Genomic DNA, 2,179 nt, shown 5'->3' with positions numbered 1-2,179 from the left:
TGTCCGGCTTTCCGGACTGGCCGAAGCCGATCAGATCGGGCGCGATGCAATGCGCCACCGGCGCCACGTGGGGAATGATGTTGCGCCAGATGTAGGACGAGGTCGGGTTGCCGTGCAGGAAGAGGGCCAGCGGAACGCCGGGCTGTCTCGCCTCGCGATAGGCCATCGTCGAGCCGAGCACGGGCATTTGCGGCAGGGCGATGTCGGAGATCGTCGTCATGGCTCCTTGAAGACGGTTGCGAATGCGATGCGCTTGAAGCGTTCGAGAGGCTCGCCGTTGCGCGTGACCTTCATGCGCAGGATTGCGCCCTCCCAGGACGCGAGCAGGAATTCGGCGAGGTCGTCGGGAGAAAAGGTCGTCGCGATCTGACCGGCGGCCTGCGCCTCGGCGATGCAGGCGGCGAACGGCGCGCGCCACTCCACGAAAATGGCGTCAAGCCGTTCGCGAAGCATCTCGCTCTGTGGAGCGGCCTCCAGGCTGAAATCGCCGATCAGGCAGCCGCGCGTGAAATCATCCGCTGCGAGACGCTCGGTGATGATGTCGAGATAGCGTTTCAGACGCTCGCGCGGCGACAGGCTCGAGTCGCCAAGCGCCTGTGCCACCAGTCCTTTGACGTGGTCGAAATAGCGGTCGAGGACCTCGCGCGCGAAGCCCTCCTTCGAGCGGAAGTGATTGGTGAAGGAGCCCTGGGGAGCCGACGCCTCGGCCACAATGTCGCGTACGCCCGAGCCGATATAACCCTTACGGAACATGACCTTAAGGCCGGCGTCGAGGATGCGGTCACGATGAGATGCTCTTGCCATGTTTTTTAATACGCTCGTACGTATTGATTGTCAAGACCAACGCGCGCATCGCCCGGTGATCGATCCCTGCTTCGATCCGCGCGCCGGAAAGCAGATGCTGGAGGCTCGCCGCCGAACGAACAGGCGCCGGTCACCGCGAGCGGGAAAGGCGCATCGAAGCGGCGCGCGAGCGACAGGCCGATGAGCGCCTTCACAACCCTCCCGTCGGCGTCGCGGTGCCCCCAACCCCGCTTGATTCGACCAGCGGGTGGCTCAAACGCGTGCACGCGCCAGGCCATCGCTGTCGAATGCGTTCGCTCGTCATTAGCCTGAGCAACGATGCTGCCGGGGTGATCTCGCGCTCCTTGCGCTCAGCCCCTTGGCACCACTGTCGACCGTTCGTGGGGACGGGCCGCCGCCGACATCCCAGTTGCCTTCCTCGAGCAGCCCGAGGGCGAAGGCGCGACTGTCGGGCGCCGCGCCGCGGCGCTGGCCGGCGACCGCATCAGGACTGGTGCACGCGTCTTCCGCGACGGTCACTCTCTCGATCGTGCTCGCCTCGGCGAAGAGTGGAGCACGTTGCCGGCAGCACCGCCTCCGTCACCGTGGCGTCGTTCTCGATCATCGTGTCGCTGCCCCTTTCGCGCGGTCCTCCCGCCGCTATGATGGCTCCAGTCCAGCGGGCGGGAAACGGAGGTGGAGCATGGCGCAGGCGCCGGAACGTCTCGTGGCGGGCAAGAAGCGCCCGTTCACCGGAGCCGAGTACCTGGAATCGCTGCGCGACGGGCGCGAGGTCTACATCTACGGCGAGCGCGTGAAAGACGTGACCAGGCATCCGGCGCTGCGCAATTCGGCGGTGTCGGCGGCCAAGCTCTACGATGCGCTGCACGATGCCAAGAGCAAGGAGGCGCTGACGACCGCCACCGACACCGGATCCGGCGGCTATACGCACCGGTTCTTCAAGGCCGCCCGATCGCGCGAGGAAATCGTCAAGCAGCGCGACGCCATCGCGCAATGGGCCCGCATCACCTATGGCTGGATGGGGCGCAGCCCCGACTACAAGGCGGCGTTCCTCAACACGCTGGGCGCCAACGCCGAGTTCTACGGGCCGTTCGCCGCCAACGCGCGGGCCTGGCACAGGCGCGCCCAGGAGGCGGTGCTCTACGTCAACCACGCCCTCGTCAACCCGCCCATCGACCGCTCCAAGCCGGTGGAGCAGGTGAAGGACGTCTACGTCTCGATACAGAAGGAGACCGATGCCGGCATCTACGTGTCGGGCGCCAAGGTGGTGGCGACCAACTCGGCGCTGACGCACTACAACTTCCTCGGCCAGAACATGGGCCAGGACATCAACGACCCCAGCATGGTGGTGATGTTCATGGCGCCCATGGACTCG

Annotated in this window: 3 protein-coding genes; 1 reads left to right on the top strand and 2 read right to left on the bottom strand. The window is 65.9% G+C overall.

The genetic code is table 11. From position 1 onward, the window contains the following. The coding region (locus tag VFB18_RS13450; RefSeq protein WP_324976238.1) for an alpha/beta fold hydrolase at positions 1-220 on the bottom strand (220 nt) is incomplete at its 3' end. After that, a complete protein-coding gene (locus VFB18_RS13445; protein WP_324976235.1) occupies positions 217-804 on the bottom strand; it encodes a TetR/AcrR family transcriptional regulator in 588 nt (195 codons plus the stop codon). The genes VFB18_RS13450 and VFB18_RS13445, both read right to left, overlap by 4 nt. Positions 805-1,486: 682 nt before the next feature. Between VFB18_RS13445 and VFB18_RS13440 the strand changes: the two genes are divergently transcribed. Further along, positions 1,487-2,179, top strand: a 693-nt coding sequence (locus VFB18_RS13440; protein WP_324976232.1) for a 4-hydroxyphenylacetate 3-hydroxylase N-terminal domain-containing protein, incomplete at its 3' end; no start/stop codon positions are given.

The organism is Methyloceanibacter sp., assembly GCF_035650995.1.
In the GTDB taxonomy this organism is placed as follows: domain Bacteria; phylum Pseudomonadota; class Alphaproteobacteria; order Rhizobiales; family Methyloligellaceae; genus Methyloceanibacter.
The sequence above is the reverse complement of the archived record's forward strand: the minus strand, read 5'-3'. Positions and strand labels throughout refer to the sequence as shown.